At 60.7% G+C, this 16,747-nt stretch carries 11 protein-coding genes; 6 read left to right on the forward strand and 5 right to left on the reverse strand.

Features of this window, described 5'->3' with window-relative positions:
• The first annotated feature begins 117 nt into the window (after window positions 1-117).
• From AGR2A_RS06405 to AGR2A_RS06420, 4 genes are all read left to right on the forward strand, one after another.
• Entirely contained in the window at window positions 118-573 is a 456-nt protein-coding gene (locus AGR2A_RS06405) for a cytochrome c-type biogenesis protein (RefSeq protein ID WP_034495871.1), read from the forward strand.
• Between the two features lie 153 nt (window positions 574-726).
• On the forward strand, window positions 727-2,280 hold the full coding sequence (locus AGR2A_RS06410) for a Do family serine endopeptidase (protein ID WP_080822505.1): 1,554 nt from the start codon (window positions 727-729) through the stop codon (window positions 2,278-2,280).
• Between the two features lie 258 nt (window positions 2,281-2,538).
• Entirely contained in the window at window positions 2,539-3,297 is a 759-nt protein-coding gene (locus tag AGR2A_RS06415; protein ID WP_004440811.1) for a response regulator transcription factor, read from the forward strand.
• 9 nt (window positions 3,298-3,306) lie between these two features.
• Window positions 3,307-4,716 (forward strand): sensor histidine kinase, encoded by a 1,410-nt coding sequence (locus AGR2A_RS06420; RefSeq protein ID WP_048902668.1) that lies wholly within the window; start codon window positions 3,307-3,309, stop codon window positions 4,714-4,716.
• 60 nt (window positions 4,717-4,776) lie between these two features.
• On the opposite strand, the gene AGR2A_RS06425 is transcribed toward AGR2A_RS06420, so the two are convergent.
• Window positions 4,777-5,640 (reverse strand): MipA/OmpV family protein, encoded by an 864-nt coding sequence (locus AGR2A_RS06425; protein WP_072494207.1) that lies wholly within the window; start codon window positions 5,638-5,640, stop codon window positions 4,777-4,779.
• A gap of 317 nt (window positions 5,641-5,957) precedes the next feature.
• Here AGR2A_RS06425 and AGR2A_RS06430 point away from each other — a divergent pair, with 317 nt between their 5' ends.
• The gene (locus tag AGR2A_RS06430; RefSeq protein ID WP_072494208.1) at window positions 5,958-8,927 is read left to right on the forward strand and encodes a bifunctional [glutamine synthetase] adenylyltransferase/[glutamine synthetase]-adenylyl-L-tyrosine phosphorylase; all 2,970 of its coding nucleotides are present in this window, start codon (window positions 5,958-5,960) and stop codon (window positions 8,925-8,927) included.
• Between the two features lie 193 nt (window positions 8,928-9,120).
• Here the strand turns inward: AGR2A_RS06430 and AGR2A_RS06435 are convergent, their stop codons facing one another.
• From AGR2A_RS06435 to pepN, 3 genes are all read right to left on the reverse strand, one after another.
• Complete coding sequence (locus tag AGR2A_RS06435; protein WP_072494209.1) at window positions 9,121-11,457, reverse strand: PAS domain-containing sensor histidine kinase; 2,337 nt, start codon at window positions 11,455-11,457, stop codon at window positions 9,121-9,123.
• Window positions 11,458-11,692: 235 nt separating this feature from the next.
• A complete protein-coding gene (locus AGR2A_RS06440) occupies window positions 11,693-12,013 on the reverse strand; it encodes a carboxymuconolactone decarboxylase family protein (protein WP_072494210.1) in 321 nt (106 codons plus the stop codon).
• Window positions 12,014-12,147: 134 nt separating this feature from the next.
• The gene (gene pepN / locus AGR2A_RS06445) at window positions 12,148-14,796 is read right to left on the reverse strand and encodes an aminopeptidase N (protein WP_004440825.1); all 2,649 of its coding nucleotides are present in this window, start codon (window positions 14,794-14,796) and stop codon (window positions 12,148-12,150) included.
• A gap of 438 nt (window positions 14,797-15,234) precedes the next feature.
• Here pepN and AGR2A_RS06450 point away from each other — a divergent pair, with 438 nt between their 5' ends.
• A complete protein-coding gene (locus AGR2A_RS06450; RefSeq protein ID WP_072494211.1) occupies window positions 15,235-16,170 on the forward strand; it encodes a DMT family transporter in 936 nt (311 codons plus the stop codon).
• A 253-nt stretch (window positions 16,171-16,423) separates the two neighbouring features.
• On the opposite strand, the gene AGR2A_RS06455 is transcribed toward AGR2A_RS06450, so the two are convergent.
• On the reverse strand, window positions 16,424-16,615 hold the full coding sequence (locus AGR2A_RS06455) for a hypothetical protein (RefSeq protein ID WP_004440829.1): 192 nt from the start codon (window positions 16,613-16,615) through the stop codon (window positions 16,424-16,426).
• Window positions 16,616-16,747: the final 132 nt, after the last annotated feature.

Here is a 16,747-nt window from a genome sequence, read left to right on the forward strand (position 1 = left end):
GGGAAGCCGCATACACTGAGAGTTATGGCTGGCGTGGGCCCCCTCATCCGACCCTTCGGGCCTCCTTCTCCCCGGCGGGGAGAAGAAATGCGCCGCACTCTTTCGGGATTGCCTCGGATGCTGGCGGGTTTTCTGCTTCTCTTCGCTGTGCTTGTCTCAGCATCTCCCGCTTCCGCCTTCAACCCGGATGAAGTCCTCAAGGACCCCGTGCTCGAACAGCGAGCCCGCAACCTCACCTCCCAGCTTCGCTGCATGGTATGCCAGAACCAGTCGATCGATGACAGCAACGCCGAACTGGCGCGTGACCTGCGCGTTCTGGTGCGCGAACGGCTGGTCGAGGGTGACAGCGACAAGGCGGTCATCGATTATGTCGTGTCGCGCTATGGCGAATTCGTGCTTCTCAAACCGCGCCTCAGCCTGCGCACCGTGCTTTTGTGGGGCGCACCCATCGGCCTCACCCTTGTGGGAATTTTCGCCGTCTTCGTCTTTTCGCGTCGCCGCGCCACCCTTGAACAGCCACAAAAACTGAGCGCGGATGAAGAAGAAAGAATTCGCAACCTCATTGAAAAATAATTGTTTTTCATTTTTTCCCACGGTTCTTTTTCAACATTACGGATTTTTCATTCCTCAGACACTTCGCCGTAAGGTGTCGCCTCCTATATCTTCATCATCCACCGCTTCCCCGGTCATACGGGTTCCAGTCTGAATGAAGAAAGAAGGTACACCATGTCTCATTCGCAAAACGGCCATTCCTCGCTGAAGACAGCCCTGAAGGCCACGACGGTTGGCGGCCTTGCGGCGCTGATGCTTTCCACCGGCATTGCCGCACCTATCCTCCACTCTTTTGCCGCCCCCGTCGAGGTGACTGCGCCGCAGGTTCCGAGCTTCGCCAATGTGGTCGATGCGGTATCGCCCGCCGTCGTCTCCGTTCGCGTTCAGTCGAACGTGCAGCCCGCTTCCGATGATTCCAGCAATTTCTCCTTTAATTTCGGTGGCCGTGGCCTTGACCAGCTTCCGGATGACCATCCGCTCAAGCGCTTCTTCAAGGAATTCGGCGGCCCGAACCAGGATCGCTCCGACCGCGGCCCCAATCGCCACCGTGACGGCAAGGGTCCGCTGCGCGCCGTCGCTCAGGGCTCCGGCTTCTTCATTTCCGAAGATGGTTACATCGTCACCAACAACCACGTCGTCGATGACGGCTCCGCCTATACAATCGTGATGAATGACGGCACCGAACTCGACGCCAAGCTCGTCGGCCGCGATCCGCGCACCGATCTGGCACTCCTCAAGGTCGATGTGAACCGCAAGTTCACCTACGTTCAGTTTGCCGATGACAGCAAGATCCGCGTCGGTGACTGGGTCGTCGCCGTTGGCAACCCCTTCGGCCTTGGCGGCACGGTGACTTCCGGCATTATCTCGGCCCGTGGCCGTGATATCGGCTCCGGCCCCTATGACGACTACCTGCAGATCGACGCCGCCGTGAACCGCGGCAACTCGGGCGGTCCCGCCTTCAACCTCAATGGTGAAGTGGTTGGCATCAACACCGCCATCTTCTCGCCCTCGGGCGGCAATGTCGGCATTGCCTTCGCCATTCCGGCATCGGTCGCCAAGGACGTGATCGCCGACCTGCAGAAGGACGGCAAGGTAGAGCGCGGCTGGCTCGGCGTGCAGATCCAGCCCGTCAGCAAGGACATCGCCGAATCGCTCGGCCTTTCCGAAGCCAAGGGCGCCCTGGTCGTTTCGCCGCAGTCCGGCTCGCCGGGCGACAAGGCAGGCATCAAGCAGGGTGACATCATCACCGCCGTCAACGGCGAACCCGTCAAGGATGCCCGCGACCTGTCACGCCGCATCGGCGGCATGGCGCCGAACAGCAAGGTGGAAATCTCGCTGTGGCGCGGTGGCAAGTCTCAGTCGGTCACGGTGACGCTCGGTGATCTCGCCAGCGACGATGCCTCCAAGGCGACCCCGAGCCAGAACGACGACAAGGGCGGTCAGTCTTCCAGCGAGAAGGTGCTGTCCAGCCTCGGCGTCACGGTGGCCCCCGCCGATGACGGCAACGGACTTGCCATCACCGATGTCGACCCTGACAGCGATGCCGCTGCCCGTGGCCTGAAGACGGGTGAGAAGATCACCTCGGTCAACAACCAGCAGGTCGCATCCGCCGCCGATATCGAGAAGATCCTCGAGCAGGCGAAGAAAGACGGACGCTCCAAGGCGCTGTTCCAGATCCAGACGGATGACGGCAGCCGCTTCATCGCTCTGGATATCGACCAGGGTTGATAGGCTGAAAGGCGATGCCGGTTCTTTCGGGAGCCGGCGTCGCTAAGGAATGTGTCTCGCCTATAGGACGAGGCAGAACATATGGAATGAGCGCGTGCCACTTGTTTCTTCTCCCCGAGGGGGAGAAGGTCGCGGCGGCGGGATGAGGGGGCAAGGGTAGCGATAGACTGCGCGCTTGCCCCCTCATCCGACCCTTCCCCGGCGGGGAGAAGAAAGGACCCGCAATGCCGGTCCAGGCAGTATCGCGGAGGAAACCTCATGGAAAACAAGGTTCAGGAAATGTCTGTCGCATCTGTTTCCGGTTGTGCGGAAAAGGGCGAGGGCGCTATTGTCCCGCACATGAAGATTCTTGTCATTGAAGACGACCTCGAGGCTGCGGCCTATATGACCAAGGCGTTCCGCGAAGCCGGGATCGTCGCCGACCACGCCAGCGATGGTGAAAGCGGCCTGTTCATGGGCTGCGAGAATGTCTACGACGTCATGGTGATCGACCGCATGTTGCCGCGCCGCGACGGGCTTTCCGTCATCAGCGAACTGCGCCGCCGCGGCATCGAGACGCCGGTTCTTATCCTTTCGGCGCTGGGGCAGGTGGATGACCGCGTGACCGGCCTGCGTGCCGGCGGTGACGATTATCTGCCGAAACCCTATGCCTTCTCCGAACTGCTCGCCCGTATCGAAGTGCTTGGCCGCCGCAAGGGCAAGCCCGAGCAGGACATGATCTATCGCGTCGGCGATCTCGAGTTGGACCGCCTGTCCCACGATGTGCGCCGGGGTGGCAAGGAAATCCTCCTTCAGCCGCGCGAATTTCGCCTGCTGGAATATCTGATGAAGAATGCCGGCCAGGTGGTGACCCGCACGATGCTTCTCGAAAATGTCTGGGATTACCATTTCGATCCGCAGACCAATGTCATCGACGTGCATGTTTCCCGTCTGCGCTCGAAGATCGAGAAGGACTTCGAGAAGCCGCTGCTGAAGACCATTCGCGGTGCGGGCTACATGATGAAGGACGAGGGCTGATTGCCGAAAATGGCCCGCCTCAGAATATTGTTCAGGTCGACAGCGGTGCGCCTTTCGGCGCTCTATATCCTGCTGTTTGCGCTCTGCGCGGCGTTCCTTGTTTTTTATGTCACTGCGCTTTCCGAAAGGCTGCTGAACCAGCAGACGCGTGACGCTGTGCTGCAGGAAGTCTCGGATGTGCAGCGCATCTATAATCGCGGCGGTATCAATCCGCTGCTGAGGATGATGGAGCGCCGTGCCCGTCAGCCGGGAGCGAGCCTTTACATCATCGCCGGGCCGAATGGTGAAATTCTGGCCGGCAACGTCGCCTCCGTGCAGCCCGGTGTTTTCGACAAGGAAGGCTGGACCGGCTTTCCCTTCCGTTATGAGCGTTATTCCGAAAGCGGCGACAGCGTGCAGCATCTTGCCACGGCCAATGTTTTCGTTCTGGACAACGGGCTGCGCATCCTGATCGGCCGCGACCTCGGCGAGCCGACCAAATTCCGCGCCCTGGTGCGTAATGCCCTGATGGTGGCGCTCGCCATCATGAGCGGCGGCGCCCTGCTGATCTGGTTCGGCATCGGCCGCAATGCACTGAAACGCATCGACCGCATGTCGGCGGCAACCAAGAAGATCATGGCCGGCGACCTTTCGCAGCGTCTGCCGCAGGGCCGCTCCGGTGATGAGTTCGACAGGCTGTCCGGCTCGCTTAACGCCATGCTTGGCCGCATCGAGAAGCTCAATGAAGGCCTGCGGCAGGTTTCCGACAATATCGCCCATGACCTGAAGACGCCGCTGACGCGCTTGCGCAACAAGGCCGCCGCGGCACTGGACGATGATGACGAAACGAAACGCCGCGCAGCCCTTGAAGGCATTATCGCCGAGTCCGACCAGCTTATCCGCACTTTCAATGCGCTGCTGATGATTTCCCGTGTAGAGGCCGGTTCCATCGCCGCCGAAATGACTGAAGTGGACGTCTCGGCGATTGCCGAAGACAGCGCCGAACTCTACGAGCCGGTGGCCGAGGATGCGGGGCTCGCGCTGGAAACCGAAATCGAACAGGGCCTCATCGTCAAGGGCAACCGCGAATTGATCGGCCAGGCGCTTTCGAACCTGATAGACAACGCCATGAAATATGCCTGCGAAGGCGAGGGTGACAAAAAACTCGTCGTTCGTCTGGCAAAGGCCCCTGGCGCAATCCTGCTTTCCGTTGCCGATAATGGTCCCGGTATTCCTGCCGACAAGCGCGGCGAGGTGCTGAAACGCTTCGTGCGGCTGGATGAAAGCCGCTCCAAGCCCGGCACGGGCCTTGGCCTGTCGCTGGTGGAGGCGGTGATGGAACTGCATGGCGGGTCGCTGGAGCTTTCGGACACCGACGCTTCCAACACCGCCTGCCCGGGGCTGACAGTCTCCATGGTTTTTCCAGACAATGGCCGCTGAAGAGAGCCGGCGAGTGTATTCCGGCGGGGAGTTGTGCCCCGCCAGACGACAATCCTCGCGTTAGAATGTGTAGGCCAGGCCTACCATCGCAAACGGCTGGATATCTTTTTTGGACAGCGGGCTGTCCTTGGCATCGCCCAGCAGGAAACCGACGCCTCCGGTGCCGGTGATCGACCAGTTCTCGGTCATCAGGTAGGTGACGGAAGCGCTGGCGTCGACGCGCTTGAAGCCGGATTTGGCGTCGAAGCGACGCAGGCCCGAACGGGCGGATTGCGCCGAGGTCACACCGAAATAGGATTTCATGTGCTTGTCGTCAGCCCAGGTGGCGGAGAGGTCCGCTCCGAGGATGAACTGGTCGACCTTATGGGAAACGCTCGCGCCGATCGAGGCTGTCAGGCCCTCGCTGCCATTGATGGTCTTGTCGACCTTGGCGTAGATTTCGAAGGGTTCAGCGTCATAGGCGATAACGCCGCCAATGACGCCGCCCGCCTTGATATCGCCCATCCCGCGCAGGTTTTTCCTGTCGTCCTTTTCCTTGCGCCCGGGCTCCCAGCCGCCTTTCACTCCCAGCCGGAAGCCGTTGCTGTTCAGCAGGTTGACGGTGACGCCGCTGAAATCGATGCTCAACATGTCCCCATAGGCGACGGAGACCAGCGGCACGGCGCCGGCCTCCAGCTTGTCCGACCCCTCATATTTCGGGGCATAGGCGGCGCCGACACCGAGCGTGATTTTCCAGTCGCTGGAACTGCTGTAGCGGGAATTATCGAAACCGGTCTGCGGATCGGCAATGCGGTCCGATTTCCCGATATCGGCGGCGAAAACCGGCGCGTAGACCGCTTGTGCCACCGGCAGCGCCGTCAGGCAAAGCGCCATGGCGCACAGGCTCTTTTGCCATTTCATTGTAAAAATCTGTTTCATGATCATATCCGTTGCAGCACCGCGTGTTTGAAAACCGGGGAGTCGGGTTTCGTTGAGGAGAACGCTACGTGGGCACAATTGCGGAGACATTACGCGGCATTGCGATGCGCCGCCGAAACCGTGGTCGCGCCAGCAGGGTTTCGGAAAATTCGGCAAAAGCGGTTTTCCTGATCGCAAAGCGCGCCGCATTTGTTACAACGCAGGTGATATGTGCCTGCAGGCTTCGGTGATGCAACGGCAGGATGGCTACCGTGGGAGAGCGGCCCGTCCTGAAAATCCGGTATGGCCGAAGGACAAATGGGCTCGGGAGAGGGAGAGAAGCATTGACGAAACCGGAAAGCGCCGAAAGGCGGCTGAACGACGTGCTGGCGGGCGTGATCCGCCCCTATACGCAGACCGAGCTGAAATCCGTGCTCTCCACTCTGAAAGACATCGGCAGAAGCGAGCCGGCGGTGGCCGCGCTGCTTGCCGACGAAAGCGCCCTGAAAGACTTCGTCGCCGCGGCCTTCACGCTCTCCCCCTACCTGCGCGACATGGCGGCGGCCGATGAGGGGCTGTTGTCACTGGCCATTTCAAAACCTCTGGAGCCACTGCTCGCCGATCTCGTGCGTCAGGCGCGCGATTGCTGGAAACCGGGAGAGGACGGCGGCATACCGAGCGAAAACGAGGTAATGTCGAGGCTCCGGATCGCCAAACGGCGGCTCTCCTTCGTCGCGGCACTTGCCGATCTCGCCCGAATCTTCACTGCGCGTGACACGACCCGCTGGCTGAGCGACATGGCGGATGCAGCACTCTCCGCTGCCATCGATCATCTTCTGCTGTCGGCCCATGAGAGTGGCAAGCTGAAACTGAAGGATGTTGCCGCCCCCAGCGAAGGATCGGGCCTCATCGTGCTCGGCATGGGTAAGCTCGGTGCCCGCGAACTCAACTATTCCTCCGATATCGACGCCGTAGTGTTTTTCGAACCCTCCGCCGGGATCATGGACGACCCCTATGACGCGACGGAGAATTTCGGACGTATGATGCGCCGTCTGGTCCGCATCATGCAGGAGCGCACGGCCGATGGTTATGTCTTCCGCACCGATCTGCGGCTGCGGCCAGACCCGGGCTCCACACCGCTCGCCATCCCCGTGGAAGCGGCCCTGCTTTATTACGAGGGCAGGGGCCAGAACTGGGAACGCGCTGCCTATATCAAGGCACGGCCGGTGGCGGGCGATATCAAGGCGGGTGAGAATTTCCTGCGCGAGCTCACGCCCTTCATCTTCCGCAAATATCTCGATTATGCGGCGATTGCCGATATTCATTCCATCAAGCGGCAGATCCACGCCCATAAGGGCCACGGCGCGATTGCGGTGAAGGGCCACAATGTCAAGCTCGGGCGCGGCGGCATCCGCGAGATCGAGTTTTTCGCCCAGACGCAGCAGCTGATCGCCGGCGGCCGAATGCCGGCGCTGCGGGTGCGCGCAACGCAGGAGGCGCTGGCGGCGCTGACCGAGGCGAAATGGATCGACGCCGAGACCCGTGACAGCCTGACGGATGCCTATTGGTTCCTTCGCGAGGTGGAACATCGCATCCAGATGGTGCGCGATGAGCAGACCCATGTGCTGCCCGATACCGAAGCCGAACTGAAGCGCATCGCCTTCATGCTGGGTTTCGAGGATACCAAGGCCTTCTCGGAAAAGCTGGAAGAGGTGCTGCGGCTGGTGGAGCGGCGTTATTCGGCGCTGTTCGAACAGGAAGTGAAACTGTCAGGCGAGGCCGGCAATCTGGTGTTCACCGGTCAGAAGGACGATCCCGATACGTTAAAGACGCTCTCCGCCCTCGGTTTCGAGCGGCCGGAGGATATCTCCCGCGTCATCCGCACCTGGCACAATGGCCGCTACCGGGCGACGCAGTCGGTCGAGGCCCGCGAGCGGCTGACGGAATTGACGCCGGACCTGCTGCGCGCCTTTGGTGAGAGCAAGCGGGCCGACGAGGCGCTGCTGCGCTTCGACAATTTCCTCTCCGGCCTGCCGGCAGGCATCCAGCTTTTCTCGCTGCTCGGCAACAACCCGGCGCTGCTCGACCTGCTGGTAACGATCATGTCCTCCGCGCCGCGTCTGGCCGAAATCATCGCCGCCCGCCCGCATGTCTTTGACGGCATGCTGGACCCGGCTTTGATGAGCGACATCCCGACACGCGATTATCTCGCCCACCGCATGGGCAGTTTCCTCTCCAATGCCCGCCATTACGAGGATATTCTCGACCGGCTGCGCATCTTTGCCGCCGAGCAGCGCTTCCTCATCGGCGTCAGGCTTCTGACCGGCGCGATCCGTGGCGAAGTCGCCGCCCGTGCTTTCACCCATCTTGCCGATCTGGTGATCGAGGCGGCGTTGAATGCGGTGCTGGCGGAGATGGAGGCGGCACATGGGCCCTATCCCGGCGGCCGTGTCGCCGTGATGGGAATGGGCAAGCTCGGCTCCTTCGAACTGACGGCCGGATCGGATGTCGATCTCATCCTGCTTTACGATTATGATGATGCCGCCCATGAATCGACCGGCGCAAAACCGCTCGATGTGGTGCGTTATTTCACCCGCGTGACCCAGCGGTTGATTGCCGCCCTGTCGGCACCGACGGCAGAAGGCGTGCTTTACGAGGTCGACATGCGGCTTCGCCCCTCCGGCAACAAGGGGCCGGTGGCGACCCGCATTTCCGCCTTCGAAAAATACCAGCGTGAGGAGGCCTGGACCTGGGAACACATGGCGCTGTCGCGCGCCCGCCTGATCTGCGGCGATGCCTCGCTGATGGAAGATGCGCGCCGCATCATTGCTTCCGTCCTGTCGCAAAAGCGGGATGTGGCCAAGGTCTCGGCCGATGTGCTGGAAATGCGCAGCCTCATCGAGCAGGGAAAACCGCCGGAAAATAACTGGGACTTCAAACTCATCAATGGCGGCCTGATCGACCTTGAATTCATCGCCCAATATCTGGCGCTGGTAGGGCCTGCGAAGGGGCTTGCCGCGCACGAACCGGGGCGCAACACGGCAGAAGCGCTCCAGGCGCTCGCCGCTCCGGTCATGGAGCCGCAGGCCTTCGATGACTGCATGGCGGCGATGGGGCTTTATACGGAAATATCGCAGATCGTTCGGCTTTGTATCGATGGGGCGTTCAATCCGAAGGAAGCGCCGGCGGGCCTCACTGATCTCGTGTGCCGAGCGGGGGATTGCCCGGATATTCCGACGCTGGAGGGAGAGGTGAAGCGGTTGTCGAAGGCGGTGCGGAAGGCGTTTGTGGCGGTGGTGAAGAATGGGGGGTGATGTCGGTGGGTGTGGCTTACCCCCCTCTGCCCTGCCGGGCATCTTCCCCACAAGGAGGGAGATCGGCAAGATGCGCTATCGCCACTTCATTCTCTAACGTCGAGATGGGCAAAACCTTGCCGCATATCTATCTCCCCACCTGTGGGGGAGATGCCCGGCAGGGCAGAGGGGGGTGAACCACACCCACCAAGCTTCAATGCACCGTGCCACACCGCCCCGCCGCGTGCGGAATAATAATCGTCACCACCGTGCCACGCCCCTCACAGGAACGAATTTTCATCGTTCCGCCATGCAGCTTCACCAGCGAGCGGGAAATCGCAAGCCCGAGACCGGAGCCGCCCTGGCTCTTGGCATATTGGCTCTGCACCTGCTCAAAGGGCTGACCGATCTTTTCCAGCGCCTGTGTCGGAATGCCGATACCGGTGTCGGCGATGGTGAGGATCATCGCAGCCTCATGCACATGGGTGCGCAGCGCAATGCTGCCGCCGTCGCCGGTGAATTTCACGGCGTTGGAGAGCAGGTTGAGCATGATCTGCTTCATGGCGCGGCGGTCGCCCTGCATGGTGAGGCCGGCGCAGACCTTCTGCTGCACGGTGATGTTCTTCTGTTCGGCCTGGATGGCGGTCAGACGCAGGGTCTCTTCGATCAGCGGCGCGAGATCGATGGTCTCGCGGTTGATGCGCATATGGCCCGCCTCAATCTTCGACATGTCGAGAATATCGTTGATGACGTTGAGCAGATGTTTGCCACTGTCATGGATGTCGCGCGCATATTCGGAATATTTGGGAGAACCCACGGGGCCGAACATCTCGTTTAGCAGTATTTCGGAGAAGCCGAGGATGGCGTTGAGCGGCGTGCGCAGCTCATGGCTCATATTGGCAAGGAATTCCGATTTCGCCCGGTTGGCGGCCTGGGCGCGCTCTTTTTCGGCAAGGTAGTTGGCGTTGGCGTCAGAAAGCTCGGTCTTCTGGCGCTCCAGCTTGTGCTGCGAGGCGGAGAGATCGCCGATGGTGGCCATCAGTCGCCGCTCGGAATCGCGCAGCCGTTCCTGGTGGCGCTTCAGAAGCGTGATGTCGGTGCCGACCGAGACGAGGCCGCCATCGCGGGTGCGGCGTTCGTTGATCTGCAGCCAGCGATCGTCGGCAAGCTGCACCTCCGTGGTGCGGGACAGGCCGGACTGATCGGGATCGGCAACGCGACGTTCGACGACCGGCCGGGCTGCTGCGGCATAAACCGTGGATTTCTCCGTGCCTGCCACCAGCACGCTGTCCGGCAGGCCATAGGCCTTCTGGTAATGGGTGTTGCACATGACGAGACGGTCGTTCTTGTCCCACAGCACGAAAGCTTCGGACGTGGATTCGATGGCGTCGGCAAGGCGCTGGTCGGCCTCGGCATAGCGCTGCGCAAGGCGGTGCTGTTCGGTGACATCCATGGCAATGCCGATGACACGCGGCCCATTATTGGTGCGGATGACCTGGGCGCGGGCACGCAACCAGACATAATGGCCCTTGGTGTGGCGCATGCGGAAGATCTGGTCGATCTGGCGCAGGTTGCCGCAGCCGACAGCCCGGGCAAGCTCATAGAGATTGCCGTCTTCGGAATGCATCATTCGCGCCGCATCGGAGAAGGAGAGCGGTGTCGCCCTGGGCGGCATACCGAGAATCTCGTAAAGCGAACCGGACCAGAACATGCGCCGGGTGGAAAGGTCGAAATCCCACAGGCCGCAACGGCCGCGCGAGAGCGCCGTCTCTACCCGCAGGTTGGATTCGGCGAAGATGTCGTCGGCATCGCGGGCGCGCTTCACCTGCATGTAATAGGCATAGAGCACCACGAGCAGGATGGAGGAAATGCCCGCGAACAGCGTGACATTCATGGCGATTTCGCTGCGCCAGAACGAGCGGATCGGCTGCAGCGACCGCGCCGCGATGACCATGGCACCATCGTTTCCGAAGGGGATCATCGTCGCGTAATGCTGCTGGCCGTCTATATTGGTCTCGATGGTTCCGGGAGCGCCGGGAAAACGCTGCACGATGGCGATTTCCGGCAGCAGGGCAGGCAGGGAGGTGCCAATGTAAAGCATTGCCTCCTTGCCGGAACCGGCAAAAATACGACCGTTGCTGCCCGACAGCAGCACCATGGTACCATCGGCAAGACTTCCCTGCGGCAACGCGGCGACAAGGCTTGCCTCGGCGCGGGTGCGGTCCTGCGAGGTGAAAACAGTGCCGTCGTTCAGCAGGGCCGCCTTGGCGGTCAGCGCCGTCAAAGCCGTGGAGTGGCGGGCGGCTTCTTCCATGCGGCTGTATTCGGCGACGATGCCCAGCATGCGCGAGGCCGCCACGACCACCAGAAATGCGAGGATGAGAATGGGAATGAGGCGCTTCAGCAGGGTCTCGACCTGCGGCATGGGCCGTTCCGCGCCGCTCATCAAACCCATCAGGTCACTGGAAAGCTTTTCGCCCCAGGCCGCCAGATCAGAAAATTTGGCACACGGCCGCTCATCGCCCGCAGTCGCCCGCCGCACGTTCGTCATTGTCCCGCCTTTTAGATGTCCCCGTGATTCGAAGCGCCGCCGCTCGAATATCTCTAATGAATCAAATGCGATTCGCCCTGTCCAGAGGCAAAAGTTAAAAGAATTTTAACCCCTTGAACCGACTCCGTATTTTTTCGGGACAGTCTGCTTCCGCTTCGGCAAAAGCGGGATTCATGAAGAAAAACAGTGAGCCGGCGCTTCAATTCCGGCTGCTTGGGAATGCCGCGTGTAACGTTCAGGCTCCGTCGAAGGCATCGAGAGCAGGGCCAAGCGCGCTGATCACGCCATTTCCGGCGGCAGGAAGACCGGTGAGCACCGCGCTGATGATATCGTCGCGGCTCGCGCCGTGGGACTTGGCTTCCATCACATGAAAACCGATGCCGCTTTCCAGGCGGAGGGCGGCAAGAATGCCGATGTAGATCGGGCTCTGTGTCTTCACGTCGAGCGTGGACGCGGCCCCGAGAGCCTGCACGGCCTGAAACCACGCCGCCTTATGGTCTGGAGCATCGCTGATGAAACGCTGAAACGAAGCGCTTGTTCTGGACATATCCGTCATCTGAGGTTCCTGTCTGATCCCGGGCCAACCGCGGCCCTTCGCACGAAGGATGCTGCATGATGCACGACGCCGCCTTGATGGAAATCAAGACGGCGTCGCGGAATGGGTCAGAATGTCGGAGCTTCGGCGGAAAGTCAGCCCTTCAGGATACGCCCGACAATATCGCTCACATCCGTCGAGAGGCCTTTCGCCTCGGCAATGGTGGAAAGCGCTGCTTTCGCATGGTCGGCGCGGCTTGCCTCAAGTGAGCGCCAGGAGCGCATGGACGTGAGAATGCGGGCGGCAAGCTGCGGATTGCGTTTGTCGATGGCGATGATCTGCTCTGCGAGGAACCGATAGGCGGCGCCATCGGCACGATGAAAGCCGGTAGGATTGGAAAAGGCGAGCGTGCCGACGAGCGAACGCACCCGGTTCGGATTGGTGGCGATGAAATGTTTCGATTTCATCAGTGCCTTGATACGATCAAGAGCGCCTTCGCCGGGAATGGCGGCCTGCAGCGAAAACCACTTGTCGAGCACCAGTGCATTGTCGGCGAAGCGTTTTTCGAAAGCGGCAAGCGCTTCCTTCGTTTCCGCACTGTCGGGGAAGCGCTGCGTCAGCACGCTGAGTGCATGGGCGAGATCGGTCATGTTGGTGGCGCCGGCATAGGCCTTCGCCGCCCGCTCCGGCGTTCCCTCGGCAAAGGCGAGGAAGGTCAGCGCACCGTTGCGCAGTGAACGCCGCCCGGCGCTTCCGGCATCGGGGCTGTAGGCCTCGCCATTGGCAGCATCGTCGGCAAGCCGCCGCAGTGTGTCCTGGCCGGCTGTCGCAATCGCCGTGATCGTGGCGTTGCGCGCCTTGTGGATGGCATCGGGATCCGTGTTTCCGCCGAGTTCGCGGGCGATATCGGTCTCGCTGGGCAGGGCGAGTGCCTGCGCCCGGAATGCTGGTTCAAGCGCGTCGTCGCCGATGATTTCGATGAGCGTCGCGATCAGGTCGGCATCGGTGCGGACGTCTTCGCCTTTTTGCACCGCCTTGGTGGCGGCGATCAGCACGGGCAGGGCGAGATCGGTCAGCGCCTGGAAACGCGCGAACATATCCGTCTCATGCCGGGCAATCTGCACCAGGTCGGCAGCATTCTGCTCGAAATGCAGGTTGATCGGCGCGGAGAAGCTGCGGTTGATCGACAGCACCGGCCGCGAGGAAATGCCAGAGAAGGAGAAGGTCTGGTTGCGCTGGGTCAAATGAAGTACGCCGTCGCGATACTCGCCGCCTTCGACGGCCTGCGGTTCGGCGATCTGACCATTATCGAGGATCAGCGCCAGCGAAAGCGGAATGTGGCGTGGCTGTTTCACCGGCTGGCCGGGGGTCGGCGCGGTCGTCTGTTCCAGCGTCAAGCTGAAAGTGGCCTTGCCGGCATCGTAAGCGGACGAAACGGAGACTAGCGGCGTGCCGGCCTCGGTGTACCATAGCGAAAACTGCGAGAGATCGCGACCGCTGGCATCGGCAAAGCTCCTGACGAAATCCTCAACCGTTGCAGCTTCGCCGTCATGACGTTCAAAATAGAGGTCCATGCCCTTTTTGAAGTCTTCAGCGCCGAGGATCGTGGCGATCATGCGGGTGACTTCGGCACCTTTTTCATACACGGTCGTCGTGTAGAAGTTGTTGATTTCGCGATAGGTATCCGGGCGCGGCGGATGCGCCAGCGGACCGGAATCCTCCGGGAACTGCTCCGATTTCAGGTGGCGCACATCGGCAATGCGCTTCACCGGCCGCGAGCGCATGTCGGAGGAAAATTCCTGATCGCGATAGACCGTCAGGCCTTCTTTCAGGCACAGCTGGAACCAGTCACGGCAGGTGATGCGATTGCCTGTCCAGTTGTGGAAATATTCATGCGCAATGATGCGCTCGATATTGGCATAGTCCGCATCCGAGGCGGTTTCCGGGTCGGCCAGCACGAATTTGTCGTTGAAGACGTTGAGGCCCTTGTTCTCCATCGCGCCCATGTTGAAATCCGACACGGCGACGATCATGAAGATGTCGAGGTCGTATTCGCGGCCGAAGCGCTCTTCGTCCCATTTCATCGAACGCTTCAGCGCATCCATGGCATAGGCAGCGCGCGGCTCCTTGCCGTGCTCGACATAAATCTTCAGCGCCACTTCCCGTCCGGACATGGTCGTGAAAGTATCTTCCACCACGCCGAGATCGCCGGCAACGAGAGCGAACAGGTAGCTCGGTTTCGGATGCGGATCGAACCAGGCCGCGAAGTGACGGCCTTCGTCGTAATTGCCGCCGCCCAGGAAATTGCCGTTCGAGAGCAGCAGCGGATTACCTTCCTTTGCCGCGATGATCGTCACCGTATAAGGCGCCAGAACATCCGGACGGTCGGGGAAATAGGTGATGCGGCGGAAACCTTCCGCTTCGCATTGGGTGCAATAAACGCCGTTGGTGCGGTAAAGCCCCATCAGCTGCGTATTGACCTGCGGGTTGATGTAATTGGTGACGCAAATCTCGAAGGGAGATTCAGCGGGAAGGTCGCGGATGGTCAGGCTGTCCGGTGTGGCCTCATATTGAGCGGCGGGCAGCTCCACCTGGTCGAGCAGCAGGCTGGAAAGCTTCAGCTCGTCGCCATCAAGAACCAGCGGTGCATGCCGGTCGGCGCTTTCGCGCCGGTGGAAGATCAGACGGGCTTCGACCTTGGTATTTTTAGGGTCGAGTTCGAAGGTGAGATCCACCCGCTCCAGAACGAAATCGGTGGGGCGGTAATCCGCCAGGTGAACGATCTGGCCCGTGTCTGTTCGCATGACTGTCCCTGAATAACTTTGCGTGGTCTTCCCGGCATCATGTCGTCATAAGGCCCGGATGTAAAATGGGTAGAATATTCGTCACGATCATGTGCGCGTCGGAGGACATTCTGTCCCGCCATGGAAGGCTTTGCCGGCCATGCAGACGATCCTCCCCGCTGCCGGACCAACGGACCATCGCAGCAAATGTTGAACGATTGCTGAAATTATATTTTATTTTCTTCAAATTTTAGCGCGTGCCACTTTTTGCCTTCGCGCCTGCCTTGCGAGGCTTCGATTTCTCCACGCCATCAACCGAATTCAGGGATAAATCACAATTTTTGTTGTAAAGCGCCGGAGGAATGCTCTAGCCTTGCGCAAATCCAATTCCCCCGCGTCGTCTCCCCCGCATGAAACCTCCCGATGGCGTGTCTGCGCAGCCGATATGAGTAACTGCTAATGAACGCCGAACCGATGAATCCCTTCCGCGGGATCAGCATGAAGCTGATTTCGGTTGGCTTTTTTCTTGTCATGCAGACCTGTATAAAGGCCGCGGGGGATGTGCCGGCCGGCCAGATCACCTTCTTTCGTTCGGCTTTCGCCATCATTCCGATTGTCGTTTATCTTGCCTGGCTTCACGCGCTCGCAAGTGCGCTGCACACCAACAATCTCCTCGGCCATTTCAAGCGCGGTTTTCTTGGAATCCTCTCAATGGCCTGCGGCTTTTACGGGCTGACCATGCTGCCGCTGCCGGAATTCATCGCCATCGGTTATGCCTCGCCACTTCTCGCGGTGGTTTTTGCCGCCTTTATCCTGAATGAGAAGGTGCGCATTTATCGCTGGAGTGCAGTCTTCGTGGGAATGATCGGCGTGCTGGTCATTCTCTGGCCGAAGATGACGCTTCTCAGGGAAGGCGGGTTTGCCGCGGGTGAGGGGCTGGGCGCCATTGCCGTGCTGTGTGGTGCCGCCCTTGGCGGGCTGGCGATGATCCAGGTGCGGCAACTGGTGGAAACGGAAAAGACGCCAACCATCGTGCTTTATTTTTCGCTCACCGCCACCCTGCTGTCGCTCATCAGCGTTCCCTTCGGCTGGAGCGTGCTGACAGTGACGCAGACCCTGCTTCTGATAACCAGCGGCATCTGCGGCGGCGTCGCGCAAATCTTCCTGACGGAGAGTTACCGGCACGCCGAGGTCTCGGTCATCGCGCCCTTCGAATACAGTTCCATCGTCTTCGGCATCGTGGTTTCCTACGTCCTTTTCGGAGACATACCCACGCTGACGATGCTCATCGGCACGGCGATCGTGATCCTGGCCGGCATCTTCATCATTTTCCGTGAACATCAGCTGGGATTGGCGCGACGCGCGGCGCGCAAGGCCTCGACGCCGCAGGGGTGAGGAGCGCTATTGCCGGTGTTTCAGGGCAACCGCTTCCGTCATCCCGGCCTTGAGCCGGGATCCAGCCGACGCGCGTCCGCGCGGCGAAGGAGTTCTTTCAGCCCAAGGACTTGGGCTGGCTGGATGCCGGATCAGGTCCGGCATGACGGAGACTTATGATCGTACACCCACAAAAGCAAAAGGCGCCTTCCCGAGGAAAGACGCCAGCGCGCAATCATATCTGTAAGCCAGTGTAAGCCGGCCTGAGTGCTTCTCAGCGCTCGCGGAAATCCGCGAAGACTGCCGAGGGACGCGTCACGCGGACCTGCTGCATTGCAGCGCGTGCGGTCAACTGTTCGTTAGCGGCTGCGCCGAAACGATGGTAGCCCTGACTGGAGCGAGGGCCGAGGCCCGCCAGGCGGAGCGATTCAAAGCCGGAATGCACCGGACGGAAGCGAGTGGTCATTGCCTTGGTTCCTTTAACCGAAATTCCTCCCAAGACATGGCCGTATATCGCAGCGCAGCATGGATTCGGCAAGTTGACCAAATGCGCCGCTGTTATGCGTAATGCGCATGGCTATTTTCATAATTCATTTAC

Origin of the sequence: Agrobacterium genomosp. 2 str. CFBP 5494, assembly GCF_900013495.1 — a bacterium.
Lineage (GTDB): Bacteria > Pseudomonadota > Alphaproteobacteria > Rhizobiales > Rhizobiaceae > Agrobacterium > Agrobacterium pusense.